At 64.1% G+C, this 20,916-nt stretch carries 27 protein-coding genes; 3 read left to right on the top strand and 24 right to left on the bottom strand.

What is annotated here, in order from left to right; all coding sequences use genetic code 11:
- Positions 1 to 28: 28 nt before the first annotated feature.
- The 10 genes from ACMAUO_RS14835 to ACMAUO_RS14790 all read right to left on the bottom strand — a co-directional run bounded on the left by ACMAUO_RS14835 (position 29) and on the right by ACMAUO_RS14790 (position 5,165).
- On the bottom strand, positions 29 to 943 hold the full coding sequence (locus ACMAUO_RS14835; RefSeq protein ID WP_420357741.1) for a TIGR03749 family integrating conjugative element protein: 915 nt from the start codon (positions 941 to 943) through the stop codon (positions 29 to 31).
- Positions 940 to 1,632: a PFL_4703 family integrating conjugative element protein gene (locus tag ACMAUO_RS14830; protein ID WP_420357740.1), complete on the bottom strand. Its 693-nt coding sequence runs from the start codon at positions 1,630 to 1,632 to the stop codon at positions 940 to 942. Before ACMAUO_RS14830 ends, ACMAUO_RS14835 begins: the two co-directional genes overlap by 4 nt.
- Complete coding sequence (locus tag ACMAUO_RS14825; protein ID WP_420357739.1) at positions 1,629 to 2,063, bottom strand: TIGR03750 family conjugal transfer protein; 435 nt, start codon at positions 2,061 to 2,063, stop codon at positions 1,629 to 1,631. Before ACMAUO_RS14825 ends, ACMAUO_RS14830 begins: the two co-directional genes overlap by 4 nt.
- Positions 2,064 to 2,077: 14 nt before the next feature.
- Positions 2,078 to 2,446 carry a TIGR03745 family integrating conjugative element membrane protein gene (locus ACMAUO_RS14820; protein ID WP_420357738.1) on the bottom strand — a complete coding sequence of 123 codons (369 nt, stop codon included), beginning with the start codon at positions 2,444 to 2,446 and terminating at the stop codon, positions 2,078 to 2,080.
- Positions 2,447 to 2,469: 23 nt separating this feature from the next.
- Entirely contained in the window at positions 2,470 to 2,709 is a 240-nt protein-coding gene (locus tag ACMAUO_RS14815) for a TIGR03758 family integrating conjugative element protein (protein WP_166498113.1), read from the bottom strand.
- Positions 2,706 to 3,026 carry an integrative conjugative element protein, RAQPRD family gene (locus ACMAUO_RS14810; protein WP_420357737.1) on the bottom strand — a complete coding sequence of 107 codons (321 nt, stop codon included), beginning with the start codon at positions 3,024 to 3,026 and terminating at the stop codon, positions 2,706 to 2,708. Before ACMAUO_RS14810 ends, ACMAUO_RS14815 begins: the two co-directional genes overlap by 4 nt.
- A gap of 372 nt (positions 3,027 to 3,398) precedes the next feature.
- Positions 3,399 to 3,668, bottom strand: coding sequence for a hypothetical protein (locus ACMAUO_RS14805; protein WP_420357736.1), 270 nt, complete (start codon positions 3,666 to 3,668; stop codon positions 3,399 to 3,401).
- A 23-nt stretch (positions 3,669 to 3,691) separates the two neighbouring features.
- The gene (locus ACMAUO_RS14800; RefSeq protein WP_166498116.1) at positions 3,692 to 4,090 is read right to left on the bottom strand and encodes a type II toxin-antitoxin system VapC family toxin; all 399 of its coding nucleotides are present in this window, start codon (positions 4,088 to 4,090) and stop codon (positions 3,692 to 3,694) included.
- Positions 4,087 to 4,344: a type II toxin-antitoxin system Phd/YefM family antitoxin gene (locus ACMAUO_RS14795; protein WP_166498117.1), complete on the bottom strand. Its 258-nt coding sequence runs from the start codon at positions 4,342 to 4,344 to the stop codon at positions 4,087 to 4,089. Before ACMAUO_RS14795 ends, ACMAUO_RS14800 begins: the two co-directional genes overlap by 4 nt.
- 101 nt (positions 4,345 to 4,445) lie before the next feature.
- Positions 4,446 to 5,165, bottom strand: a complete 720-nt coding sequence (locus tag ACMAUO_RS14790) for a hypothetical protein (protein ID WP_420357735.1) — start codon at positions 5,163 to 5,165, stop codon at positions 4,446 to 4,448.
- Between the two features lie 294 nt (positions 5,166 to 5,459).
- On the opposite strand from ACMAUO_RS14790, the gene ACMAUO_RS14785 reads away from it, so the two are divergent.
- Positions 5,460 to 6,836 (top strand): CoA transferase, encoded by a 1,377-nt coding sequence (locus tag ACMAUO_RS14785; RefSeq protein WP_420357734.1) that lies wholly within the window; start codon positions 5,460 to 5,462, stop codon positions 6,834 to 6,836.
- A 41-nt stretch (positions 6,837 to 6,877) separates the two neighbouring features.
- Complete coding sequence (locus tag ACMAUO_RS14780) at positions 6,878 to 7,270, top strand: GFA family protein (RefSeq protein WP_420357733.1); 393 nt, start codon at positions 6,878 to 6,880, stop codon at positions 7,268 to 7,270.
- A 52-nt stretch (positions 7,271 to 7,322) separates the two neighbouring features.
- Here ACMAUO_RS14780 and ACMAUO_RS14775 read toward each other — a convergent pair whose 3' ends face one another.
- The 8 genes from ACMAUO_RS14775 to pilL2 are packed head-to-tail and all read right to left on the bottom strand — an operon-like array spanning position 7,323 to position 14,416.
- The gene (locus tag ACMAUO_RS14775) at positions 7,323 to 8,072 is read right to left on the bottom strand and encodes a TIGR03747 family integrating conjugative element membrane protein (RefSeq protein ID WP_420357732.1); all 750 of its coding nucleotides are present in this window, start codon (positions 8,070 to 8,072) and stop codon (positions 7,323 to 7,325) included.
- Entirely contained in the window at positions 8,069 to 10,201 is a 2,133-nt protein-coding gene (gene traD / locus ACMAUO_RS14770; protein ID WP_420357731.1) for a type IV conjugative transfer system coupling protein TraD, read from the bottom strand. The genes ACMAUO_RS14775 and traD overlap by 4 nt, the downstream gene beginning before the upstream one ends.
- Positions 10,202 to 10,213: 12 nt before the next feature.
- The gene (locus ACMAUO_RS14765; protein ID WP_420357730.1) at positions 10,214 to 10,735 is read right to left on the bottom strand and encodes an integrating conjugative element protein; all 522 of its coding nucleotides are present in this window, start codon (positions 10,733 to 10,735) and stop codon (positions 10,214 to 10,216) included.
- Positions 10,732 to 11,778 carry a phosphoadenosine phosphosulfate reductase domain-containing protein gene (locus tag ACMAUO_RS14760; RefSeq protein ID WP_420357729.1) on the bottom strand — a complete coding sequence of 349 codons (1,047 nt, stop codon included), beginning with the start codon at positions 11,776 to 11,778 and terminating at the stop codon, positions 10,732 to 10,734. The genes ACMAUO_RS14765 and ACMAUO_RS14760 overlap by 4 nt, the downstream gene beginning before the upstream one ends.
- A 35-nt stretch (positions 11,779 to 11,813) precedes the next feature.
- The gene (locus ACMAUO_RS14755; protein WP_473965180.1) at positions 11,814 to 12,386 is read right to left on the bottom strand and encodes a lysozyme family protein; all 573 of its coding nucleotides are present in this window, start codon (positions 12,384 to 12,386) and stop codon (positions 11,814 to 11,816) included.
- On the bottom strand, positions 12,371 to 13,099 hold the full coding sequence (locus ACMAUO_RS14750) for a TIGR03759 family integrating conjugative element protein (RefSeq protein ID WP_420357728.1): 729 nt from the start codon (positions 13,097 to 13,099) through the stop codon (positions 12,371 to 12,373). The genes ACMAUO_RS14755 and ACMAUO_RS14750 overlap by 16 nt, the downstream gene beginning before the upstream one ends.
- A gap of 13 nt (positions 13,100 to 13,112) precedes the next feature.
- Positions 13,113 to 13,763, bottom strand: coding sequence for a hypothetical protein (locus ACMAUO_RS14745; RefSeq protein ID WP_420357727.1), 651 nt, complete (start codon positions 13,761 to 13,763; stop codon positions 13,113 to 13,115).
- Positions 13,760 to 14,416 carry a PFGI-1 class ICE element type IV pilus protein PilL2 gene (gene pilL2 / locus ACMAUO_RS14740; RefSeq protein ID WP_420357726.1) on the bottom strand — a complete coding sequence of 219 codons (657 nt, stop codon included), beginning with the start codon at positions 14,414 to 14,416 and terminating at the stop codon, positions 13,760 to 13,762. Before pilL2 ends, ACMAUO_RS14745 begins: the two co-directional genes overlap by 4 nt.
- A 266-nt stretch (positions 14,417 to 14,682) precedes the next feature.
- On the opposite strand from pilL2, the gene ACMAUO_RS14735 reads away from it, so the two are divergent.
- Positions 14,683 to 14,892, top strand: a complete 210-nt coding sequence (locus ACMAUO_RS14735; RefSeq protein ID WP_420357725.1) for a hypothetical protein — start codon at positions 14,683 to 14,685, stop codon at positions 14,890 to 14,892.
- Positions 14,893 to 15,113: 221 nt separating this feature from the next.
- Here the strand turns inward: ACMAUO_RS14735 and ACMAUO_RS14730 are convergent, their stop codons facing one another.
- From ACMAUO_RS14730 to ACMAUO_RS14705, 6 genes are all read right to left on the bottom strand, one after another.
- Positions 15,114 to 17,399 (bottom strand): helicase-related protein, encoded by a 2,286-nt coding sequence (locus tag ACMAUO_RS14730; protein ID WP_420357724.1) that lies wholly within the window; start codon positions 17,397 to 17,399, stop codon positions 15,114 to 15,116.
- Between the two features lie 116 nt (positions 17,400 to 17,515).
- Positions 17,516 to 17,842 carry a methyltransferase gene (locus ACMAUO_RS14725; RefSeq protein WP_420357723.1) on the bottom strand — a complete coding sequence of 109 codons (327 nt, stop codon included), beginning with the start codon at positions 17,840 to 17,842 and terminating at the stop codon, positions 17,516 to 17,518.
- Between the two features lie 55 nt (positions 17,843 to 17,897).
- Entirely contained in the window at positions 17,898 to 19,007 is a 1,110-nt protein-coding gene (locus ACMAUO_RS14720; RefSeq protein ID WP_420357722.1) for a DUF6094 domain-containing protein, read from the bottom strand.
- Between the two features lie 68 nt (positions 19,008 to 19,075).
- The gene (locus tag ACMAUO_RS14715; RefSeq protein WP_420357721.1) at positions 19,076 to 19,726 is read right to left on the bottom strand and encodes a hypothetical protein; all 651 of its coding nucleotides are present in this window, start codon (positions 19,724 to 19,726) and stop codon (positions 19,076 to 19,078) included.
- An 83-nt stretch (positions 19,727 to 19,809) separates the two neighbouring features.
- Positions 19,810 to 20,208 (bottom strand): hypothetical protein, encoded by a 399-nt coding sequence (locus ACMAUO_RS14710; RefSeq protein WP_420357720.1) that lies wholly within the window; start codon positions 20,206 to 20,208, stop codon positions 19,810 to 19,812.
- A gap of 89 nt (positions 20,209 to 20,297) precedes the next feature.
- Positions 20,298 to 20,903 (bottom strand): DUF3275 family protein, encoded by a 606-nt coding sequence (locus tag ACMAUO_RS14705; protein WP_420357719.1) that lies wholly within the window; start codon positions 20,901 to 20,903, stop codon positions 20,298 to 20,300.
- Between the last annotated feature and the right edge of the window lie 13 nt (positions 20,904 to 20,916).

The raw sequence follows: 20,916 nt of genomic DNA, 5'->3' as shown, positions 1-20,916 counted from the left end.
CGGGATCATCAGCCATTTGAGCAGACCGTTACTTTTCACGGTGGTCTCCCCGGGGTTGGCCGGCTGCTCCGGCGGGGGGCAGGTTCACGACCGGATCGATGGGCGCGATTGCCGGGAGCAGTGATTCGGCCAGGCCGTGACCGCGGGTGACCAGATAGACCACCGTCGTGTCCGTGGATTGTCCCGCCGGGCCTAGGTCCGGATGCTGGAAGGCCGCCGCCACGAAATCGCCCTGCAGCGCGCGGGGGTCGAGGTCCAGCCAGTTGGCGGACAGGTTGGTGAGCCGGATCGCGGTTACCCACTGGTCTTCCAGACGCCAGGCTGCCAGCGCGCGAGCTTGAATCGGCAGCGTTGGCAGCAGCATTCCCAGCGACAGGTCATGACGGAGCGTCGCGCGGCCGATCCCCGCCACCGGTTCGATGGTGCGCAGGGGCGCATATAGGCTTTGCGCGGCATAACGGGTCAGCGCGACGGCAACGGGCGTCTCATGCACGGCGGTGCTCGCGTTGCCGGAGGCGATGCCGGGACCGGCGGTCGTGGCGCCGTCCGTTTCGCCATAACGCGGCGCGGGCATCTCGTCCTCCACGATGCGCACCGGCTCCAACAGCGGCTGGCCGTCCTTCGCGGGCTGGGCGGCGATATCGACCAGGATCAGCGCCCCGCTTGCGACATCCTGCACTTGCAGCCGTGTCGGTGCGATCGGATCGCTGGCACGCAGATAGATGGCGCCCCCGGCGCTCTGCACACGCAGATGATCGGCGATGGCCGGCGGGACGCCGACCCGGACGTTGCGATCGACGAACACGACCCGCTCCTGACCGACGACCAGCGGGACGGCGAGCGGCAGGCGTGCCCAATGCAGGATCTCGATGGCCCGGCCTTCGGACGGCAGCCCGACGGCAAGGGCAACGCCGGACAGTGCCGGCAGGACATACCGTTTCACGGGGTGTCTCCCTGCGGGGTGAGGGAAGTGCCGCCGGCCGGAGGGGGGGCGGGAGGCGTGGGTGCGACCTCGATGCGTTGCGGCGTGCCGGCGTAGCAGTCGAGCGCCAGGCCGAACGGGTTGTGTTCGGGATCGACATCCATGCGCACGACCTTGAGCGGATAGCGCACGAAGGCGCGTTTGACCTGCTCGGCGCCGTAATATTCGTCGGCGGTGACGTCGAGTGTGACGACCCATTCGTCGTTCGAGACCGTCCTGACGCGCAATGTCGGATCCTCGCCGTAGCCGCGGCCCGGAATCTCGTAAATGCCACGTACCCGTTTCCGGAGCTCGCCGTTCCGCGCCCGGTAGAGGTCGTCCTGTTGCAGGAACGCGAGGCAGCTTGGCGTCAGGTAGGGCGAGAGCGTGCGGAGGTTGCGCGCATAGTCGGCTTCACCGTCCGACGGCCAGCGCTGGATCTGCTGCCAGACGTAGAAGGCGAAGGTGTACACGCTCTCGGGTGGAACATCCCACCAGCGGCGCGTGCTGCCCGAGCGCAGATCGGGCGGTACATGAATGGTCAGATTGCGCGGCGCGCTCCACCAGCCGAACGAGAGCAGCAGCACGATGACGAACAAGGCGCCGGCCGCCAGGCGCAATGTACGGACATGCGACTGAAGATGCACGACCTCATTGCGAAAGCGGCTCATGATCCACCCTGCGGCGGCATGGTCTTTCGGGCCGGTCGTCGTGTGCTCCAGGACCCTGTGCGGGTGATCAGGGCGCGGGTGCCCAGAACGGCACCAAGAGACGGATGGCGGACGGCGAGCCACCACTGGATCTGCCGGTGTAGCCAAGTATCGGGCCGTCCCCGCTTCTGGCGGCGCAGGAAGCCGCCGCCCGCGAAGATGCCCGCCGTGATGCCGAGCACGGCCATGGTCGGAATCATGGCGATGCTGTGCGTGACGCCGGCGAGCGGGATCCCCAGCAGCAGGCCGGCGACACCGGACAGGCCGGCGCAGATCCACAGTTCATCGGCGGTGAGGCCACGCACGACGACAGGCTGCCGGTTCAGGCGATGCGGCAGGAACGTCACCAGCCCGTTCTGCGGCTCATGAGGGGTATTCGAAGGATGGGTCATGGTCGGTCCCGGGATCAGAGGATGCCGGTGGCCTTGGTGAGGAGCCAGATGCCGATCACCAGCAGCACGGCGCCGACGGAGACGGTCAGGCCGAACTGGCCCCAGGTCGCGCGCCCGGTATGGATCTCCGAATAACGCGTGTAGGCGTGGTAACAGACACCGATGAACATCGACGCGATCACCAGCAGCGCGATCAGGGTCACGATGTCGTAGCCGTAATTTTGCAGGGTCTGGATGATCCCGCTGCCGGTCCCCCGAGACGGGTCTTCCATGGTCGGAAGGCCGGCGGCGAACGCGCTGGCCGGTGCCAGGGCGGCCGTCAGTGCCGCGGAGGAGACAACAGGTCGTGTCAGGAAATGGCGAGAGGTCGGAATGGTCGTCATGATCGTCATGCTCGCGGCTTGAGTCAGGAAAGGAGGAGGACACCCAGCGCCAGGTACATCGCGACGAAGCGCGTGATCACGCCCAGGAACTGGCGCTCCGTCAGTTTGCGTCCGGCCCAGCCCGCCCAGGCGGCATGGGTGGCCCACGCGCCCCAGAGAAGGAGTACGGCGAAGACCATGCCGGTCGCAGCCGTTGACACGCTGGCCGGCGTAAAGCCGGCATTGGCCTGGAAGGCGGTGCTCTGATCGGAGGACAGCGTCATGGATTGCGCGCGCCCGTCGGGGTTGCCGATCCCTCACGCGCATAGTCGCCGTTCAGGCGGAGCGGATCACGCGGCTGTGCCCGCTGGGGCGTCAGGTAATCGGCGATGCCCACACGGACAGCTTTGAGATCCGTGTCCAGGCGCTGAAAATCGAAATGATACCGTGTGGGCCCGTCAGGCGTAACATGGGCGGCCTGGGCGGCGAGCCGATCCGCCAGTTCCAATTGGCGAATGACCCCCGCAAGCTGCTCGCGCTCCGTAGGCGCATCCGCCGCCACGGCCGACGACGCACTGAAGAACGCCAGCAGCGCAGTCATGACAGAAAGATATGCTGGTGGACCGGGACAGGCGGTGCATGCCATCGGGTTTTCTCCGCGGAGAAGAACGGGATGGCGAACGTTGCAGAAGCGGACGCGCCTGCGCCGCTGACAACGCGGCGTATGACGCGCCCTGATTGTTGTCCTGCGAATTCGGACAGTGCGCGGCGGTCGGCCGGTCAGCCCTCGGGCCCTCACCGGCATTCGGTGGAGGTGTCAGACGCCAGCTGGATGCTCTCGGTGCCGAAGCACCGGATTGCTCTCGGCGGAATCCCTGCCGGTCGGTAGCGCTGCCTCACGAAAGCACGTCGCGGCGAACCTTCGTTCGCCCGAGCGTGAAAGTCCGGCTTTTCTCTTTATACCGGCGGGTTTTCAGTGCCGTGTCGGGAAGGGAAAAACATTCGTCATGTCCAGGAAGGCGCCGATACCTTCGCTGTCGATGGTCGCGTCAAAGGCCGCCTTTGCGTCTTCGGCTGTCTCGAAATGGTCCTCCCACACGATCGAGGTCCCGTTCCTGTTGATGACCTCCAGCACCCATTGAGGGTCCGTCTCGATCCGGTAAATCTGCACCTCCACCGTCTCGCCGTCCCGCGTGAAGGGGCCGGACAGTCCGGACGTGATGATGTCGGGATCATGGTCCATGTTCATGTCTTTCGGAAGAAGGTCTATTCGGACGGAGCGGGAAATGCCGCCTGGATATCGGTCTGGCTGAAATCATCGCCGACGAACAGGAGCGGACATTCATGGTCGCGGGCGATGACATAGGAAAAACAGTCACCGAAATTCAATCCGGCAGGGTGCATGCCTTTCCCCCACATCCCATAGGCGTGTGCCACTTTCTTCGCGTCAGCGTCGGTGAAGCTGACCACGGTGAAACCGAAATTATCGATCAGCGCACGCATTTCCGCGCCGAACCCGCGCCGATCCGCAACGATCAGGGTTTCGGTGACGGTGGGCGCGGCAATCAGGAGGTCGGCTTCGGTTTCGAGAACGGTGCGACAGCGGCTGGCGGCGGACTCATTGAGGGCAATGGCTACCAGCGCGGATGTATCGACGGCAATCATTCCGGCATGCCGTCATCGCCATAGAGAAAATCCTGGCTGCGCGCGGCATCCGGACCGGACGCTGTCTTTGCGGCACCAGCAGCCGCAAGTCGCTCCATCAAGGCACGCCGTGTGTCAGGGCTGGATCTGGGGCGTATGGGAGAGAGACGCACAATAGCGCGTCCGTGACGGGTCAGGATGACCTCGTCACCTTCTTCGGCGCGGCGGACCAGTTCGGTCAGCTGACCTTTGGCTTCCGTGACGGAAATCTGCATGAGCGGAATTCCCTTGCTGGTGTGACAGGGGAACTATAGTCGAATGAAATGGACCATTCAATGGTCCATTCTCTTGGGGTGGATGACGTGAATGGCTTTCGTCAATGGGTTGTCGGTGGTCGGGCATTACCGATAATCTGGTCGTATAACGCCTCGGGGTCCGCGTCTTCTCCGAGTTCGTCGACCATCTTGTCCAGTTCGGCGCATATGTCAGGTGGCAGCATCATGGTCAGTTCCCATCCGGGCGTATCCCATGCCGGGATAGGCAGACCACGGACATAACGGGTGTCCGGGTTCGTCTGACGTGTTCGGCTGACGCCGGCAAGCTGGCTTTCGCAAAGTTCCGGCGTCGCGGTCATCTCGATGTAGGCGCTGGCCGTCCGAAAGGCGTGGCTTGGCGAAGCGAAGCGCCCCAGCGCGCGGGCCTTGTTGCTTGAATACAGAAACAGGGTCGGTTCCCTGATCCGGCTGAACTGGACCGGAAGCCATTCAACGATCGCCAGATCGGAGGCTTCGGGCCACTGGAACCCCGTGGACGCTTTCCGCGCCAGTTTGAAGGCACGGCCGACGCTCGTCGGTTCGACCCTGACAGTCTGTGCGCCGTTCCGATAGCGCTGGTCCGTGATCCACTGGTTGATAATGCGCGCTTCCCGGCGTGGAGCCTGTTCGCGGACGGAGACAAGGGCCATGTCCGGCATGACGACCTGCTGGCCCATCAGATAGAGGCGATCGAGCCTGTCGTGACGGGCAAGATGGACCAGAGGTTCGCTATCGGTCACGATGATTTCAGCGGGGCGCGTGGGGACAGATGTTTCGCTCATGTCGAATCCTCCCGTCACTTATACTGTCAGCGACCGGCGGAGATTTCCAGAAATTCCGACATGGAGAAGCCGCTCGCGGGTTATATGTCCGGGCTGCCGTTCCGCGCGAACATGCGCTCCAAAGATGCCTGCGAGTGGACACTGATCCAGTTGGCAGGCCCGACGGATTTTCCCATGCTCACGGGTCGAAGCCCCTCCAGGCGCACTCGCCGTCGCCGCATCGGGGGGTATCGAGGTGTGGGAATCAATGTTGATCGTGCGTCCCGACCTCATCTGTCGACAGGAAATCATTGCATGACGCGGAACATATCCCGGCTTCTGCTCAAGGACATTGCCGCTTCGATCGGGCTCGCTCCCGAGGTGGCCGATCGGGTGGCGTTCAGGGGGAATGATCGTCTGCCCTCCTGCTTTCCGGTGACGCAACTCGCGGCGGCGACGATCGGGGCGGCTTGTCGCGCTGTCGCGGACCTTCTGGAGGCGGACGGTTTGTCATTGCCGGTGGCGGTCGATCATCGCCTCGCGTCGCTCTGGTTCCGTTTTTCCATCCGGCCGCAAGGCTGGACGCTTCCGGCTGCGTGGGACGCCATCGCCGGTGATTACCGCGCACGCGATGGCTGGATCAAACTCCACACCAATGCTGCACATCATAAACGCGCGGCTTTGGCTGTGCTCGGGTGCAGCGCGACGCGCGAAATGGTCGCCGAGGCCGTGGCAGGCTGGACCAGCGATGCACTCGAACAGGAAATCGTCACTGCCGGGGGATGCGCGGCGCGACTGCGTGGCCGGGCGGCCTGGGAGAGCCATCCGCAAGGCCGGGCGGTCTCGAGGGAACCTTTAATTCTGTGTGACATGGGGAGCCCGGGAAACGATCGTCGATGGCGTCCCGATCGCGACAGGCCCCTGGCTGGCTTGCGCGTGCTGGACCTGACGAGGATTCTGGCCGGCCCCGTCGCAACGCGCTTTCTTGCGGGATGGGGAGCCCAGGTTCTCCGCATCGATCCGCCCGGATGGGAGGAGCCCGTCGTGGCGCCGGATGTCACGCCCGGGAAACGGTGCGCCCGGCTGGATCTCCAGGATCCGGGTGACAGGGCTACGTTTGAACGATTGCTGTCCAGAGCGGATATCCTCGTCCACGGCTATCGGGCCGACGCCCTCGACCATCTCGGATATGGCGCTGATGCAGGGCAGGCCATCCGGCCGGGTCTGGTCGACGTGTCACTGGATGCTTACGGCCATAGCGGCCCATGGGCGCACCGGCGCGGTTTCGACAGCCTGGTGCAGTTCTCATCCGGGATCGCCGCCAATGGCATGACATGGCGCGGTTCCGAGGCGCCGGTTTCTCTGCCCGTACAGGCTCTTGACCATGCAACGGGCTATCTGATGGCGGCGGCAGCCATGCGTGGCGTTGCAGCACGCCGGCGCGGTGAGGGAACGACACGGTTCCGGCTTTCTTTGGCACGGACGGCTGAACTGCTTTTCGCGTATGAGGGCGACTATGGCGGTGATGCCCCGGGTGATGCCGGGTTTGGTGATTTTTCAGACGTTCAGGAGACGACTGCGTGGGGACCCGCGCTCCGTCTGCGTCCTCCGGCCACTATTGGGGACATCGCAATGCACTGGGCCTCGCCTGCTGTTCCCCTTGGATCCGGACGCGCTGAGTGGACTGACTGACTGAAACCAGGCAGACGATTTTGGAAGAGCGGGAGGTGAAGATGGAAGGTGGATGCCTGTGTGGTGCCGTGCGTTATATCGCTGAGGGTGAGCCCATCAGCAGCGGAATCTGCCATTGCGAGACCTGCCGCCGTGCCGCGTCGGCACCCCGACTTCCCTTCGTGGGCATGCTGTCTGGTGGCTTTCGCTACACGCGCGGCGCGCCGGTCGATTACACGTCCTCACCTGGTGTCACGCGAAGCTTCTGTGGCCGCTGTGGCTCCCCTCTGACCTATCGCCGCGAGGACACGCCCGGCGAACTCGACGTCATGACGGTGAGCCTGGACGACCCGAACACGATCCGCCCGACCTTCCATGTCTGGGCGAGCGAGGCGCTCGACTGGGACCCGATAATGGGCGATCTCCCGAGCTACCCGGGATCACGCCCCTGCTAAATTGTGATTGTCGTTGGAACGAGGACATATCGACGCGCGGTGCTGTTGCGAGTCAGAGGTATTTCTTGAACATCGCTGCCGCGACGTTCGTGGCGAGGCCGAGCAGGACGGCGCACGGAAGCAGGATCAGCAAGGGTGGCACGCTCACCGGTATCGCGAGATAGGTTACCCAGGGCCAGACGGCCAGCGGCATAAGGGCGGCCCTGGCGCGGTGATAGACGAACCCGGATTCCTGACCGGCCCCGAAACGCCTTATGTCCCGGCGGACCAGCCCGTCCACGAAGCCGACGAAGGCGCTCAACACGAAGAGTGGCAAGGTCAGCACCAGCACGAACAGCCGGACCAGAAAGGTCAGCACGGTGTATGCCGCGGCGATGAGATAGGCTTCGACATGCACATAGACGACCGCCATGTAGTAGCGGAAATCATGCGCCTGGTTGCGCGCCCCGCTGCTGGACTGGACGGAAGCGTCGCGTATCCAGTCCAGCAGACCGCTTCTCACGAACAGCCACTCATAGGCGGCCTGCACCAGTCGGTAAGCCGTGCGTCCCGGCTCCTGCACCAGGGCGCTCCGGGTGAAGCCGGAGGAAAGCTGGCCCAGTTCGTGGTTGAGCATGGCTTCGGCATGGTGCCAGCCCTGTTCCGGCCAGAAGAGAGCCATGCCGACGCATTCGATGGCGACGCAGAGCAGGAGCGATCCGCACAGGACGCCGATAAAGCGAAACGGCAGGGTGACGAGGCTGACGACGGCGCTCTGCTGCCGCTGCTGGGCACGCTGCGCCGTGGCAGCGGGATCGCTCAAGCGCTCGTTTCCCCGGCGAGATCGGGCGGCAGGGCGTCCGTCGGCGGGCCACCCAGCTCCGGGTTCTGCCACCACTCGTCCGCCTCGACATAGTTCCGGCGCATGGCGGCGGCCAGCTGCTGCAAGTCTTGTGGCATGACCTCGTCCGGGTCCGGTGCCGGCAATGGCATGCGGACCTTCCAGAGCGTGCCGCCCTCGATCAGCGCGAAACACTGCCCCTTGGGCAGGGCGACGACATGCGCGGGCTCGATCATGGGCACGCTCGAACTGCTGATCCGGTCCTGTGTATTCGAGGTAAAGGCAGTCCGGCCGGTCGGATCGGAACTGTCGGTCGCGCCGCTCATCATGGAAGCCGCATAAACCTCGACCTTGGGCAACTGGCGCGTCAGCAGTTCGGCGGTCGCCGTCTCGCGCACGCGCAGCATGAACAGATTGTTGAAGTTGCCGACGACCTGGCCGGCCTTGGCCCGGTTGCCGATGCGCGCCTCGATGTCGGAGAGCGTCTGCGTGTAGGCGGTCACCTGCATGCCCGCCCCGCCGCCCTTGTTGACCATCGGGATGAATTCATCGCCCATGAGTTCGTTGAATTCGTCGGCATGGACGTTGATCGGCACCTTCGCGCCCGGCGTCGTACCGGGCAGCCCGTCATCGATGCCGAATTTGTAGATGTGGCCTGCGACGGAGACCAGATCCGCGAACATCGAATTGCCGACCGCCGACGCGACTTCGGCGTCGGAGAGCGCGTCGAGGCCGACATAGACCACCGCGCGTTTGCGGATGATCTGCATCCAGTCGAAAATCGGACGCGGATCGTTGAGATCGGCATAGTTCGGGGCGAGCAGTTGCGCGATCTTGCCGGTGGTGAGCTTTTCCAGCAGTGGCAGGAGCGAGGCGACGATCTTGTCGAAATAGGTACGGTCGTAGCGGACGGCCGAGCGCAGGCCATCCAGAACCGGGTCGTAAACCCGGGCCTGCGAGAGATAGTGTTCGAGGGCAACCACCCGTTTCTCGCGGCCGATCATGTTGCGCGGGATGTTCTTGTCGTTCAGGCGCCCCTCGATCTGGACGATCATCTCCCAGGCCTTGGGGTCGTGCGTCGCGAAATAGTGCTGCGCATATTCCATGAACAGGGCGTCGATATTGACGACGTGACGCTGGATCAGAAGGTAGTCGGGCCGCTGGCCAAGTGCCACGAGGGCGCGGGCGATGATATTGACGAAGCGCCAGGCGAACTCGCGGAACGCTGCGCTGTTGCCTTCACCCGAGAGCTGACCGGCGATGCGGGTCGCGACTTCGGAGATGCGTCCGAAACGCCCGACGGCATTGTAGCGGGCGCTGAAGTCAGGCCAGCCCAGATGGAAGACATAGAATTCGCCGGTCCGTCCGGCGCGTTCAGCCTCGACATACATGCGCCGGAGCAAATCCGCGTCGCCCTTCGGGTCGAAGACGATGACGACCTCGAACTCGCCTGCCGCATTGCGGCGCCTGATGTCCTGGGTGATGAACAGCTCGGCGAGCCGCGTCTTGCCAACGCGGGTGGTGCCCAGGACCAGGGAGTGTCCGACCCGTTCGCCCAGCGGCAGCGTGACGTCGGTCTCGTCCGGCTCGATGCCGTGGAGACGTGGCATGCCCCCAACCGGGGGCAGCGGCCGGGCGGGGTTGAATGGGCTATCCCAGCCCAGCGCCTTCCGGAAGTTGGACGCCGGGAACGGGGCGAACTCCAGTTGTTCTTCCAGTCGCCGCGCGAGCCGATACAACACGGTGGGTTCGACATAATGCCGGAACTCCGGCCGATAGGTCTGCATCAGGCGATGGGTATGCCGCTGGTCCCAGCGGAAGCCGCGACCGACGAACAGGCGCTGCTGGCTGACCGGAACCGCGCGGCTGGTCATCACATAACGGGGCAGACGCCGGATATTGCGCCGATAGCGCAGGATGGCCCAGGCTTCGCGCAGCCTGATTGCGCCGAAAGCCAGGAAGGCCAGCGCACTGCCGAGGCCCAGAAGGGGGTTGAGGGCGAGTGACCATGGGGCCGCCAGGCAGAGCAGCGCGGCGGCAGCGCAGACTACGACCGTATAGAGTTCCACCGCGGGGCGCAGCAAGACCTCGATGCTCTGGGACGCGGCCATCGGCGGCTCCGATCAGGGTTCGATGCCCGTGGCGGTGATCAGCGCCGGGTAGGTCCGCAGTCCGAGGCGTTGGGCGAGATCATCCCCTGGCGTCGGGGAGAGCAGCAGGTCCGGTGCCAGCGCGCGCAGGGCGGCCAGCGCCTCCGTGGTGTCGATATTGACCACCAGCCCGACCGCATGCATCGACCGCAGCCGCGTCGCATGCAGGCGCAGCCATTGCCGGGACCGTTCGTCATCTCCGATGACGAAAAACGGTGTCAGGCCCGGTGCTTGGATCTCTCGCGGTTGCACGGCGCCCGGTGATAACAGAGTCGAGCGCACCGGCAGCATGGTCCCCTCAGCAGTCCTCGGCGGACTGGTGAGGGGCGGCGGCGGCGTTTCTGCAGACTCCGACGTCAGGGCCTCATAATAGGGCTGAGCCGGTGCGCCCCCATGGTCCTCGACGATGATCAACGGCGACGATTGCGCGATGCCAGACGCCGGTACCAGCCAGCAGGGAAGTGCGAGCGCCATGTGCATGACGCCACGGGTCATGGCGATGGGCTCCCGATGTCCGCTGTCTGATCGTCGGACACGCCATTGGATGTGTCTTCGTTCTCCTCGTGCTCGCACAGGGTCAGATCGGAAAGACAACCGCCGCCGGGCTGACGCTCGAAGAACAGCGTATATTGGCGCCCGCCCCGGCTTGTCTTGCTCCAGTCCGCAATGGTCCGGATATCGGCGTAGCGGCCCGGCCGGCCCGCATCCATCGGGTCCGTCCCCGCCGCGAAAAAGGTCGAGACGCCGCGCTTGTTGGCGGCGGAAACAATCGCTTCCCAGCGTTCGATCCGATCAATGTGTTCGGGGAAGCGTTCGGCGATCAGGCGCAATTCGTTCTTGGTGCAATGGATGCAGGGCAGACAGCCGACCCGTCCCATGCCGTGGGCATAAAGCGGATTGGGGGCAAGGCCGTACCGGCGGTGCATCGCCCATACATCCTGGACGGACCAGTCGAAGATGGGGCGCCAGACGAAGGAGCCGCTGTCATGGCGGTTCCAGCGGGGATGTCGGGCGCGGCGCGCGCTCTCGGCGGCGCGGATGCCGAGCCATTGCAGGACAGGGCCATGTCGGAGCATGGGAAACACGACCTGAAACGTGATCGGCAGACCCTTCAGCGCCTCCGTGCAGAACCTGGCTCCGGCGCTCGGAAACCGTCCTTTGCTGATGCAGAGATCCAGGAAGGGATTGCCTGTGGGTTCGTGAAGAGCGGCCGCTTCCGCGACGATCGCATCAGGGATGCCCTGCTTCGGCCATTCGCGCAGGATGTAGGCCCGATGGCGTGCCAACTCCCTGGAAAAATCGGCGCGGACGGTCTCGATAGCGGGCCCACCGGTCCGCTGTGCGAGGCGGTCGATGAACGCGTAGGTCGATTCATGTTCGTTCCCGGTATCGGCGAATACGGCGCGAAACGGCAATCCGGATTCCAGCGCGAGCAGATAGACGGCCGTACTGTCCTTACCGCCCGATACGTTGATCAGATGCTGGACTGAAGAGCGAGCCGGGTCGCGCGCGAGGCGACGGCGCGGGTCGAACGGCAACGGCGGAATCGTATCCTGCCGCAACGCATGGTCAGTCATGGCGCCCCCGCGTCCGCGAGAACCTGGGAGAGGCGGAGGCCGACGCTGCGGCGATAGCGCACCGCCAGTTCGCCTCCGGCGGGGCGGTGATACCGGCCGATCGCCAGCAGCCAGTTCTCGTTCGGCAGATGCTGCTCGCGCAGGATCCTGGCGGCCGTTGCCAGATTGGCGTAGGGGTCGAGCAGGTCGCAGGGGGCGGCGTAGCGCCGACTCTGATAGCCCAGATTGATCTGGCCGAGGCCGACATCGACACGGCTGGCAGGAAGCTGGGTCAGGATCTGGCGCAAGTGCCGGCAGGCGTCCGTGCGGGTCGGATAGCGCTCGGCGTGCCCGGCGACGTTGAGCGTCCAGGGCCACGGGATCAGGCGACCGCGCAGGAGCGCCCCGCTCTCCTGCAAAGCCACGGCGAACAGCACCGGCGATGGCACGCCGGCCGGTGCAGCCGCCATCTGGTAGGCCGGAGGCGGCAGCTCGCGTGCAAGGCTGGGTGATGTCCAGCCCATGGGAAGCAGTGCGACAAGGCCGAGCAGCGGCCCTGCCCGACGCGTGGGGGTCAGCGCCGTTGCCATTGGCCGTTGACCTCCTGCACCAATGCGGGCAGGTCGCCGGGCAGTCCGAGCGAGAGCCAGCGCCCTGAATCGTGGTTGAGCGTGATCGTGGCGGAGCGGACTTTGGCGGGGTCGATGCCCGCCTGACGCGCCCATAGGCGGATGCGCTCGTCGTCCCCCTGACTGCCGACCAGATACAGGTCGAAACTGGTTCCGCTCGACTGCAATTGCTCGACGCGCTGCGCACAGGCGGGGCAATCCGGTTTGACGAAAACGGCCAACCGGCCGGAGCCCGAGTTGCCGGTGCTCGGCGTCTGGGCGTCGGGCAGGCTCACCCGCAACTGGCCGGGAAACAGGTGTTGCCACGCGAGATCATAGGCGCGCTGATAGGCCAGCATCTTGTCGACGCGCCTCGCCTCCGCCTGGGCTTGCAGCGTCGCATAACGGGTTCGTTCGTCGTCGTTGCGTGCTTCGATGCCGAGCGCCGTCAGCGGATCGAGATTCGGCGAGTAGATCCCCAGCGGCCCCTGCATCAACTCGCGGAAACGCGCCCACTCCTCGGTGCGCAGACCCCAGGTTCGCGCCTGGCGCTCTTCGGATGCCGCGTCGCTGGTCGTCTGGATCTGGCTGAGGCCGGTGCGCGAAGCGGCTGTCGATACCGGCTGCGAATGGGCAATGAGCGGCATTCCGATGCCCGCGCATATCAGGCCGGCCACGGTGAGGGAGGAGCGCATCTCGGCCAGCCCCCTATGGCAGGGCCACGCGCTGCGCGGTACCGTTGACACGGAACAGCGCGGCGTGAGGTTCGAGGGCCTGCAATTGCCAGCCGCGCTCGCTCTCGCCCGCGTGGAGCAGGCGAGCCGAGGCCAGCGAGGCGGTTGTTGCCGGCGTAATCGAGAGGAAGCGTTCGCCGCCGCGCAATTCGACACCCGTTACCCGGAACGGCGGCGCCAACGGACGGGGTGGGGTCGAGGCGTGTCGGGGAGCGATCGGAGCAGCGGTCAGCGCCAGGCGCTCGTGTTCCTGCTGCGCCTCAATTGCCGCAACACGGGTTTGCAACGCTCGGACATCGTCGGTGTGGACGAAGGCGGCCTGCTCTTGTTCCAGGCGCGTGATCCGTGCTTCCAGCAACCGACGTGCCGTGGCGATTTCGGTCTGGCTGGCGGGTTTGGGTCGGTGTCGATCGGTGTCGGCCAGCCGCTCCAGATCGGTCATGCGTGCGGCCAGCACACTAAGTTGCACGTCGGGGTTGTTGCGGCGTGTCTGGTCAGCCAGTCGGGACAGGGTAAGGTGATCGGTGAGCGCGATCGTGCTGACCGCCAGGAGACAGCCGGCCGCGACGATCCTGAACCAGGGAATCCGGCGACCGCGCAAGGTGGAGATCGGGGGTAAGCTCACGGTCGCGCCCCCTGCGGCTGGTGGAGGTCGAATCGAGGTTGCTGTACCCCCGCTTGGCCGAGAGAAGGGCCGCGCGGTGCGGTTGTGGCCACCGTGAGGGCGGGAGTGGCTGGCCCCACGTGTTGGCTGAAGCACACCGTCCGGCTCGCATCGTCGATCGACAGCGCCCAGGCGGGACCGGCAAGGGTCAGCAGGGCCTCGTGCAAAAACTGCGGACCAAGATGCAGGTGGGCGGCAGGCAGGGGCAGGGCATAAAGCGGCGCGATTTCGCTGCTGGCGCAGAGGCGATAACCAGAGCGGAGCAGCACGTAGTGGATCGCGTCGGCCACTGTCGCATCGAAGGTGGACGGCACTCTGACATCCACAATTTGCAGCATCAGATCCCGTTGCCCGAGATCAGGCGTAAGCTCGACCAGCGTATATCGGCCCTGGCGCATCACCGGCACGAAGCCTGGGGGGAGTGCGCCGGGGCTATGGGATTCCGCTCTGCTCGGCATGCTGGCGCTTGCGGCCGGCGCGGGTGCAACGGGCTTCGTCGTGACGCACCCTGCCAGGAGCAGACTGCTGGCTATGCAGCCCGGGATAGACAGAGAGCGGATGGTGCGGGATGGTCGTTGCATCAGCAGTTCCGGGAAGCAATGGATCGTCACCATCGCCTTGGGGAATCGCCAGGGCAGTCAACAAAAGGGATTAGAAGATCCCCAGGTTCCGCAAAATCTGCCAAAAGGTCGTTCACGCCGCGATGGACGGTGACGGGCCGTATGGGGCAATCTGGATGTGTCGTGTCGAGGTCGTCGGTTTGAAGACGTGAACGGAATATATAAAATTACGATAAATAGACTGATATTTATCGGATAGACTTCTATAGGGATCCATGAGGCGAGACGCGTGAACATGCGTGCGTCGGAGGGCAATAGAGATGGGTAACGTTACGCTATCGGCGACACCCAAAGGAAATGGCTACCAGGCCACAGTCATTTTTTCAGGGGAGAGTGCAATTCCTGCTGGTGTCGTGATCAGTTCGGCGGAGACGTACCCGACAATCGCCGAAGCAATCTCGGCCGCGGCTTTGAAGTTGCTGGAGATGCCCGACCACCTGGAACAGCTGGATCATGTGGCTTCAGGATAGTGGCGGCCGTCGATCTGATTTGAACAGTTTCCCCCAAGCCGCAGAAGACCCGCTACAGAAGCGGTCCTTGGCTTCTCATTGCCGGAAAGCCAGGCTGCGGCGATTAACGGTCTTGTTCACCGCATGTCTTGCGGCAATTACGGCCTGTATCCCTTCGAGGTGGTCATGAAGGGGGAGGAGAGATCCCGACGATCCGATGGATCGCCGGGATTTGGAGGGGATCACGCAGCCAGAAGCTGCCTGGCGAGCGCGACTTCGATGGAATCTCCGTCCTGGTTCAGGACGTCGAGCCCTGATTCAGGCACGTCGCCCGACGTGCTCTGCGAGACCATGATCTTCCTGGCCATAAGGCCCAGGCACGTCATCTGCGACGTGCCCGCATAGCCGAGAAAGATCACCCGGACGGCAAGCTTCTGTCCGATGCGCCATGACCGGCGAGCGGCCTGCTGCAATGAGTAGACGTTATAACCGCTCTGCATGAACACGATCGTCGGAAATTCCAGAAGGTCGAGACCAGTCTTGACCAGTTCCGGGTTCGTGATGAGGACATCAATCCCCCGGTCCAGCTGCTCGGCGATCCAGTCTTCCCGGCGGGACGCATCCACGCTCGCGCGCAGCACGGCCACCTTGAAGCCCTCCTGTTCCAGCAGCATCTTGAGGCGCGACGTGGTATCGCGGGTGCCGGTGTAGACCGAGTAGACGAGGGTCTTGCGCCCTTCTGCCTTCTCGTGCCGGCAGATCTCGATCAACTCGCGCTCCTTGGGCATGATCTCCAGCTCGTTGAACTGAGCTGGAACGAACGCCAGGGTGTGGCGTGTACGCGGATGAACGACGGTTTCCGAGCGAAAGCAGCAATCCGCCCAGGCGAGGAGGACGTTGAGCACCACACCGAGAAGCGTGGTGTCGCGCTTCGCCAGAGCCTGCTTCAGTTCGGCAGTGAGGCGCGAAGCCAGATCCCGATAGGCCGTGGCCTGCTCGGCGTCCATGGCGACTTCACGGAATTCCTCGTCGTAGGGCGGCAGCACATTGCCGCCGATATCTTTCAACTTGAGAAAGACGGTGAATGGCAGGACGCACCGCATCACGCCCTTGGGACCAAACCCCGGGGCCTTGACGGTACGCACCGTGACCTTCGAGCCCCGGGCCGTCTTGTGCGCGGTGCCGGTGCTCTCGGAATAGATGTCCTTCAGGACGCCATGATCGCGCATGAAGGCCATCGCGGCGGATGTCATGCTGCCGCTCTTGTTCGGCCGGTAGCCGTCCTCGATCATCCGGCCTGGCAGGGCACGGAACAGCAGGTAGAAGAGATCGTCGCCATAGCCACCCATCAGTGTACCGGTGAGCAGCAGCGTTCTGGTCGCCTTTGCGGCGAGCACGCCCATGGCCTGACCCTGTGCGGAGCCGCCGTTCTTGTACTCATGCGCCTCGTCGGCGATGAGCAGGTCGAACGTGCTCTGCGGCAGGTATCTCTTGATGAATTCAGACGGCTGATAGCCGCCTTCGCCGAAGCCGAACTCCATGTTGGCCATCGCGCGCTCCATGCGATGGGCCTGACGGTCGGAAAAAACGAGTTCGCCGCGGGCGTCCATCAGGTTGATGAACTCGTGGATATTGTCGCCCAGCATGGAAGCCAGGAAACCGTCTCCAAACGTCTTCATCAGCCGCTGGGCGGTAACCGCCCCGATGGTCGGGATGCGTTTGAGCGCCTTGAGCACGGCCGAGGACTGGTCGCTGGCAGATAGACCTCGTGGACGGATCAGGGTCCACAGGGGGGCAGCGCAGTGGCTGCACTTCCTGCGGTAGTCCTCGGCGTCGAGTTCGACCGGCCTGACCGGTTCGCCGTCGAGATCGGTGATGACATGGCCGCAATCCGGGCAGAGGCCGATGTCGCCGTCTGCACTGCGCCGGCGGGTGAAGGCGGGCTTCCAGTGAAACCCCATCCGCATCCGCACGCGGCCGAGGACGAAGAACTCCTGCCCCTGCGCGGGGACGCCGAGTTGCTGCCGCAGCTTGATGAGCTTGACCAGCGTGTCCGGTCCGTTGAGGACCCAGACCCTGGCGCCGGCCACCGTCTCCTGGATCTCACGCCGCCATTTGTAGACCAGATGCGGCGGTGAGAGGATCAGGGTGCGACGATAGCCCTCGGCATGGAGTACGGCGGCCGTCGCGATACCGACGGTCGTCTTGCCGCAGCCCATCTCGCCGTTGACGATCGCGGCGCGCTCGCCCCGGTCGATCAGCAGTTCGGTCACGGCGTGAACCACATCGGCCTGGGCGTCGAACAGGCGACGCTTGAGCCCGGCCAGAACGATCTGGCGGAATGCTTTCGGGTGTCCGGTATAGACCGGTGGATTGGCGCGGTTCAGCGAGTCCAGCAACTCGTCGCCGAATTCGGTGACGAAGTCCGGCAGGCTGACGGTAAGAGGAGATGCCGCCGCGTCGAGCAGGTCGTCCTGCATGGAGGCGGTTTCGGCGGGAGAGGAAAGAGTATCGGATTCGAGGGACATGGTGATGCTCCAAAAAAAAGGGGCACGCACCTCCCTCGCGGGGCGATGACGTGCCCCGGATTGGGATGAAGCGAACGGCGATGAGCCGCGCGCGGATGTGGAAGAAGAATCGGCCGTTAGAAGCTCAGATCCTCTTCGGGCAGCTGAACGACGGTGACGGTACGGTCAGCGTTGGTGACGACCGCGATCAGCAGACGCGGCGTGATCGCATAATGCGAGATCAGGACGTTATCGGACTGCAATGCGTCGAGATTCGCATGACGCTGATCGTCTCTGACATCGCCCCAGTCGCCCCGGATGTGGCGCTGGACATACTGCAGAGGCTCGATCAGCCCCTTGCGGTCCAGCCATTGGACCTTGTTGCTGAGTTTGAGGCTGCCGAAAGGGAAGAGCGGCGGGGCTGTCTGGGGATAGTCCAGACCGGCGAACAGGTTTTTGAACATGGAAAGGAATCCTTCCTTGATAGTGCGCTTCCACGGGAAGCGGGGATGAACTGGATCAGCGGATCGTGAGCACCTCTCCCCGCGTCGGGGAGGCCGGCGTCATGTCCCAGGCCCGGATGACCGGAACGAACTTGTCAGTGAGGATGCGGGTTTCGGCCACGGAACCGTCGTCGCGTTCGGTGTACTGCGTCTGCGACGTCTTTTCCTTGTGGGTGTCACCCTTGACGACCAGTACACGCCCGCTTTTGGAACGGACGACACCGGAGATCGCGCCCGCCGCGAGAGCCAGGGCGAGATGCCAGTGTGACAAGGCACGCGCCGGGGGGCGCTGAGATTGCTGCGCGGCTCCGAGATGCATGTCGAGCATCGGCCAGAGCCCTTGCAGGCGGCCGATCTCATCGGCGAACTGCTCGGGCTCCATCGTCACGCGGAAGAACTGCTCCGGTTCCGAAGGACTGGCGGGGACTATGTAGGGCAGGAACGGCCAGTCAGGCGGCAGTTCCTCGGCTTCGATATCGCCTTGCCCGATCTGCAGCAGCAGACCGCGCATGGTCTTGGTCACGTCGGACATCTGGTCGCGCTGACGAACGCGGCGTCCGAAGATGACGACCTGTTTGAACTGCGTTTCCACCGCCCGGTAGATGCGCAGGTCGGTGAAGTGGCGTGTGAGCCAGCCGACCAGTTCGGCGTCGAGCACGTAATGCGGCACGATGAAGATCAGTACGCCGCCATATTGCAGGAAGGGAAGCGAGCGCTGGTAGAACAGCTTTTCCAGACGCGGGCGCCCCTGGCCCTGATAGCCGATATTGCCGTCCATCCCTTTCGACAGATCGCCGTAAGGCGGGTTGAGCCACAATAGGCCGAAGCTCTGTCGTGAGATCAATGTGTCCATCAGATCGCCATGGATACAGCGATCGACCAGTTGCCGTGCGTGACGCGCGCGCTCGGCATCGTATTCGACCGCGAATGCCTGGACCTGTTCGCGCCCGAGGGCATGAGCGGCTTCGGCGATCGCAACGCCTTCGCCGGCGCAGGGATCGAGGATGTTCATCGGGCCGACACCAGGAGCCAGTGCGGAGAGCACGCGCTCGATCGTCGGTTCATCGGTCGGAAAATAGCCGTTCCTGGCGAAATTGCGCGCAAGGCGCGGGAACATGAGAGCCATGGGATGTCTCCACGATGACGGTGAGGAAGGGGGACCGACCCTGATGAGCGGGTCTGCATGAAAGTCGGCTATGCGACACGCAGCAGCGGCGACACCGAAGCCAGTGGGCTGTCGTCGGCGCGTAATTCACCGCTACGGATGAGGCCGCCGAGGGCGACGGTCAGAGCCGGGACGTCGATCGCCAGCCGATGGCCTTCCAGCGGCCCGAGGGCGAGCGGGAGATGGCCGAGCATGTCCTGGGCGTAGAGGAGGTCCAGGACGGTTTCGCGCCAGTGATCGAGTAGGGGAAGTGGGCAGGTTTCCTTGACCAGCGTCCACAGCCGGTCGCGGTGGCGGAGAGAGTGACGCGGCAGAAGAGCCAGCGCACTGGCATTGGCTTTGTCCGGACGCACGCAACGGCGGTCGAACAGCCAGAGATGAACGATGGAGCCGAACAGGGTCCGCCGATAGGCCCGCGTGGAGCGCTTTTTGAGCATGTCGACATTGCCGACAAAAATCGGGGTCTTGCTTCCGTCCTCGGCGACGATCTGGAACTGGTCGAGGCCCCGTTCGTCACGCCCGAGGGTCAGGCGTGCCAGGAATTCCTGGATGGCGGTGTCACGGGCCCAGACGGACAGGAAAACGAGGTCGTTGCGCTCGTCGGCGATGCAGGCATCGGCCATGAGATCAGAACATTCGTCGATACGATAGAGCAGTTTGGAAGAAGGGGTTGCGGGCATGGTGAATTTCCCTGGAAAAGGAAGCAGCACCGCCCGGCAGGGACAGTACTGCCCCATTGGGTTGGAAGGATCGGGCCTGCCGATCAGGTCGAGGCAGGCGCTGTCGGCGAAGTCGCGGAATGGTGTTCTTCGTGCCAGGTACGAACCCCCGCGCGCCATTCGGCGGATTGTTCGGGCGCCATGTCCAGAAAGCGCAACGGGCACGAGTAATAGTAGGGGTGCATCGCCTCTTCGAGCGGCTTGTAGCCCCACATATTTCCGCTCCGTTCCAGGAGGTCGCAGCGGATATAAATGAGGGAATCGCCGGGCTTGAGATGAGGATGTACGCCGTCGACCCGCGCGGTGACCCTGACCAATGACCACAGCACGTTCTCGTGCAGGGCGTGGTCCAGGACCTGGGTGAACGCGCGTTCGGTCGTTTCCGACCAGGTGAGTTCCCGGATCAGTTCTTCCCGGGATTGGAGCGAAAAATACCAGCCCATAAAAGACCTCCATTGAAAATGTCGGAGATCCGCCCCGAGGGGATGAATCCCCGACGGGTGAGAGAGGGCCGTTCGCACGGCATGAGGGTTCAGGTGGCCAGACGCCATTCCTGAGCCAGAGGGGTGAACGTATATCCAAGCACGCCGAGACGATCGCACTGCTGACGCAGGCGTTGGCGATCGACTGTCGGATCGAGTTTCACGGTCTCGCCAAGCGGCCAGAGCGTGTCGAAGAGCGCCTTGTCAGCATCCTCGTCTCGGGCTTTGGTCTCCGCGGGCGGTGCGGCACCGAAGGGTGTCGTATCGACCAGGGGATCATGCCGATCTCGTGTCCTCGCCTTTCTCGAAGGTCTGACCTCAGACGGTGCTGGCGTCTGGGTCTCCTCGTCGATCGGGTCGACTTCCTGTGGGCTCAGTCGCTGGACATCGTCAGCGCTCAGGGCATCGATATTGGAGAGGGTCATGCCGCCAAGCAGCGCGCGGATTTCAATGACCATGCGGCCATTGGTCGTATAGGTGGAAGGGCGGATTTCGGCGATGCCGAAATCACCTTCATATTGTCCTTCGGCATATTGCTCGAGTTCGGCATTCTTGACGACGAACTCGCCGATGGAGGTTGCAAGGCGGCCGACATTGAAATCGCCGTTGCGACCGTGAATGGTCTTGATGGCCAGGCGGCCGGGGATCGTAATCATGGGGGCGTCCTCA

Origin of the sequence: Gluconacetobacter brunescens, assembly GCF_048695475.1 — a bacterium.
GTDB lineage: Bacteria > Pseudomonadota > Alphaproteobacteria > Acetobacterales > Acetobacteraceae > Gluconacetobacter.
This window is presented reverse-complemented; position numbering and strand designations above follow the sequence as displayed.